Source organism: Microcoleus sp. (genome assembly GCF_049646505.1).
GTDB lineage: Bacteria > Cyanobacteriota > Cyanobacteriia > Cyanobacteriales > Microcoleaceae > Microcoleus.
This window is the reverse complement of the sequence record NZ_JBARVX010000138.1, coordinates 1-3,136: the sequence shown is the minus strand read 5'-3', so window position 1 is coordinate 3,136 and position 3,136 is coordinate 1. Positions and strand designations below refer to the sequence as shown.

The window sequence follows — 3,136 nt, the reverse complement described above, 5'->3', positions numbered from 1 at the left end:
TTATTCAGCAAGCCCTAAGTCCTGTCAACAATGTTATACCAATTTCATAAAGTTATGCTACTACCGAAAGTTTGACTCCCCCCCTTTATAAGGGGGGGTTGGGGGGGGTAGATATGTAGCGCTATTTTATGAATTTGGTATTACTATCGGCATGATTTTTGTAGACTGTCACGATGAGTCTCTTTACTGAGCCGTGGCTAGCCAGGTTCTAGCAGCTTCAATTTGAGATCGCTCAAACACCTTCATCTTGAAAGGATAAATGCCGCTTGCAGCCTCAGCGATGGTTTGCAACCATTTCGCGTCAACTACGATCGCTGCGTGGGTGACATCGTTGATGCGTCGAATCTGCTGCAAATCACTCCAGAGCGCCATCGGGTCTATCCCTTCAAAATTACGGATTTCTTCTAAGACTCGCAGCTTGTTATGCTTAGCAAAGTCAGCATCCGCCTTAGCAATGAGATGCTCAAAATCTGCTGCGGTGATTTTGCCTTCCACAACAATTTCGACAATGTTGTTATTTTCATTGTTCTTGTACTTCAGCCCTGACTTTTCAGTGGACGTAGGTGACTGCACAGGTGCTGTCAACAGCCACGCACGGGCTTCCTCAATTTGCGATCGCTCGAATGCCTTCACCTTGGCAGACAAAATGTTGCCAGCCGCAGCGGAAATTGTGCGAACCCATTCCGCATCTGCAACCACCGCCACATGAGTGAAATCGTTCACATGGTTCAGCCCAAACTGAGCATCTTTCCAGAGCGCGATTAAATCCATGCCCTCAAAACTACGAATTTCTTCCAGCAGCCTCAGCTTGCTGTGATTTTCAATGTCAGCCTTCATCTGAGTAACGACTCGATCGAAATCTGCTTCAGTAATTTTGCCTTCAACCGTGAGTTCGACAATGTTGTTGTTGGGGTTATTTCTGTACTCAATCATCAGATGTCTCCTTTAGTTAATACCAAATTGATAAAATAGCGCTACATATCTACCCCCCCCCAACCCCCCCTTATAAAGGGGGGGAGTCAAACTGTCGGTAGTAGCATAACTTTATGAAATTGGTATAAGTTGTGGTTATGGTGTTTTTACGTAGTTGATTTTAGAGTGTTAAATGGCAACACCTTCTTGAGATAGAATTTGGGCGGTTGCTTTCTTTGGTTGTCTTTCAAGCTGCTCGTCTGCTAAAACCAGCCCTAACTCAGAGCGAATATCAGCGATCGCACGTGTCCAATTTTCCTCAAACCGATAAGTCAGTAAACAGGTTGCCTGCTCACCCAGTTCCTTACCTCTGCGGGCACTGGCAAAAATCGCCTGAGCTTGCCTCGGCTTGATGATTAAAAAGATCAACTTGATTAGGGGGTAAACCAGATTCAGGGCTTTGGTGTAGTTCTGACCTACAGTAAAGGCAAACACGCCCGCTTCACCGGGATAGCTGGTATCAAACCCCAGCAAAATATGAAAGATGTCGTGGGTGACGGTGTACCGCAGTGCGAACGGATGACGCGAGGCTTCTATCCGCAAATCATCGCTGATTTCTAACGGTTGAATCCCGTTTTTGTGCATATGCTGGGCGTACTCATAGCCCAATGTGCCTTCAGGAAGTTGATTGAGTTCTGCTAAATCGATGGTGGGATAGTAACCTGAAACGTCCTGTAGTTGCACCAGCAGGTCAGGATTTGTACCCCATCCGTACAGTTCAGATTCGAGCAGCGCAGCGTCTCCGGTTTCTCCTTTTGTGAAGTAGTCTTTGTATGCTTTGATGAAGCGGTTGATGGTTGCCATGATGATGACCTTTTATAGTTTTTATAGGTTGGAAAGATTGCTCGGATTTAAGCTGCGATTGTTTGTTGAATTTGACCTTTAGCTGCATTTCCAGTTTGTGTGCCTGCGAATTCGCTCTCTTTCAAAATCAGCCCTAACTCAGCGCGAATATCAGCGATCGGACGCGCCCAGTCTTCTTCAAACCGATAGCTCAACAAGCATTCTGCCTGTTTGCCGAGGGCTTTGCCTCTGCGAATATTGGCGCGCATCTGCTGACTTTGAGCGCGAAAAATCAGTGGATATAGGGTTGTCATCACAGGCCCAAAGGCGTTGAGAAGCTTGCTGTAGTCTTGGGCGATCGTAAATGCTGCTACACCCATTTCGCCTGCATAACTGGTATCAAACCCTAGCAACACATGAAAGATGTCATGGGTAACGGTGTAGCGCAGCGCGAACGGACTGCGATCGGCTTCTGCCTGCAAATCGTCGCTGATTTCTAACGGTTGAATCCCGTTTTTCAACATATGTTGGGCATACTCATAGCCCAAGGTGCCTTCAGGAAGCTGGCGAAGTTGCTCGATATCAATGCTGGGATAGTAGCCTGCAAGGTCTTGCATTTGAGCCACAATAGCGGGATTAGCACTCATCCCAAAAACTTCAAATTTGAGAAAGGCGATGTCTCCAGTCTGTCCGGATGTGTAATAGTCTTTAATTGCTTTGATGAAGCGTTTGATATTAGCCATGATTGTTACCTTCTGAAATGTCTTTGATGCGTTATGCAGTCGCGTTAGCGGCAGATGAAGAATTGCCTTGTACGACTAGAATGAGAAGTGCTTGAGTAAGGTGACTATTCAGCTATGTGACTGCACAGTCATATCATATCAACCAAAGACCTATCTGTCAAGTGCAGCGTTGTTGCATTCTCTACAGATTTACTGAGTCTGAATTAGCGTGTGCCCGGTTTTATTTGAGTCAAGGGATTTTCAAACCATACAAACCGCTGTGGGAAAGGCATTGAAAGACCTTCGCGGTCGAAGGCTTTTTTTAAGCGCAGTCGAAACTGGCGATCGACGATCCATTGCTGTCGTGGCGCTGTGCGAATCCAAAGCCGGATGGTAATACTGTTGTCACCAAAGGCATCAACCCCTCTAGCACTTGGGGCGGCGCTAAGATGAATGATTGCCATGCTGGATCTTGGCTCAAAGGCGGCTTGGCAGAATCTTTTTTAATTTGGACACGAACAAACGGTTTTATGTCAACTCTGAATCTAAGTTTTCAGTTTTGGGTGTGAACAGAAGATACAGGCAAGGAATAACCACCAACGCAATCAGCGTGGCGGCAAGCAAGCCGAAGATAATGGCACCACACAACGGCATCCAGG

Annotated in this window: 4 protein-coding genes; all 4 read right to left on the bottom strand. The window is 46.5% G+C overall.

The features are described 5' to 3' along the window. Positions 1 to 183 precede the first annotated feature (183 nt). The 4 genes from WBA89_RS07875 to WBA89_RS07860 all read right to left on the bottom strand — a co-directional run bounded on the left by WBA89_RS07875 (position 184) and on the right by WBA89_RS07860 (position 2,941). Positions 184 to 933, bottom strand: a complete 750-nt coding sequence (locus WBA89_RS07875) for an STAS/SEC14 domain-containing protein (protein ID WP_424405375.1) — start codon at positions 931 to 933, stop codon at positions 184 to 186. A gap of 168 nt (positions 934 to 1,101) precedes the next feature. After that, a complete protein-coding gene (locus WBA89_RS07870; RefSeq protein WP_424405373.1) occupies positions 1,102 to 1,776 on the bottom strand; it encodes a Coq4 family protein in 675 nt (224 codons plus the stop codon). A gap of 47 nt (positions 1,777 to 1,823) precedes the next feature. Beyond that, positions 1,824 to 2,498 carry a Coq4 family protein gene (locus WBA89_RS07865; protein WP_424405371.1) on the bottom strand — a complete coding sequence of 225 codons (675 nt, stop codon included), beginning with the start codon at positions 2,496 to 2,498 and terminating at the stop codon, positions 1,824 to 1,826. A gap of 203 nt (positions 2,499 to 2,701) precedes the next feature. Continuing rightward, complete coding sequence (locus WBA89_RS07860; protein ID WP_424405369.1) at positions 2,702 to 2,941, bottom strand: hypothetical protein; 240 nt, start codon at positions 2,939 to 2,941, stop codon at positions 2,702 to 2,704. Between the last annotated feature and the right edge of the window lie 195 nt (positions 2,942 to 3,136).

What these genes read in the sequence shown, in the direction of transcription:
- WBA89_RS07875 (WP_424405375.1), bottom strand. Translation starts at nt 933, where the DNA reads ATGATTGAGTACAGAAATAACCCCAACAACAACATTGTCGAACTCACG.
- WBA89_RS07870 (WP_424405373.1), bottom strand. Translation starts at nt 1,776, where the DNA reads ATGGCAACCATCAACCGCTTCATCAAAGCATACAAAGACTACTTCACA.
- WBA89_RS07865 (WP_424405371.1), bottom strand. Translation starts at nt 2,498, where the DNA reads ATGGCTAATATCAAACGCTTCATCAAAGCAATTAAAGACTATTACACA.
- WBA89_RS07860 (WP_424405369.1), bottom strand. Translation starts at nt 2,941, where the DNA reads ATGGCAATCATTCATCTTAGCGCCGCCCCAAGTGCTAGAGGGGTTGAT.